Here is a 434-nt window from a genome sequence, read left to right as displayed (position 1 = left end):
ATAATTGGAGGCATTCAACCTGCACGCATTGTTCCTATTATTCAAGACATGCACCGTGGAATAAACGATGATGGTTTCATACAACGCTTTCAAATGATTGTCTGGCCCGATGAAAAACAAGAGCCGTTATGGACGGATAAACCTCTCAATCAAGAGGCATGGGAAAGCTATCAAGGGGTTTTTCGTTCTCTTTATGATAAACCATTAGGCTCACCAAAGCATCCGATAATCATACGTTTTTCTGCTGAAGCCCAAGAGATGTTTCGTGTATGGTGGGAAGATTTTCAGAAAAGAATAAAGAGTGGTCATTTCTCTGCAAGTTTAAAAGCACATCTTTTGAAAATGAATAGAACCATACCAACCCTTGCGTTGATTTTTGAACTGGTTGAGGGTGGGCGTTTTGAAGTCAGTAGAGATGCCCTTGAAAGAGCCTT

At 40.8% G+C, this 434-nt stretch carries 1 protein-coding gene; it reads left to right on the top strand.

Annotated elements, in window-relative coordinates; translation table 11 throughout:
* The coding region (locus BN338_RS10710) for a DUF3987 domain-containing protein (protein WP_039762753.1) at positions 1 to 434 on the top strand (434 nt) is incomplete at both ends.

The organism is Bartonella queenslandensis AUST/NH15, from assembly GCF_000312585.1.
GTDB lineage: Bacteria > Pseudomonadota > Alphaproteobacteria > Rhizobiales > Rhizobiaceae > Bartonella > Bartonella queenslandensis_A.
This window is presented reverse-complemented; position numbering and strand designations above follow the sequence as displayed.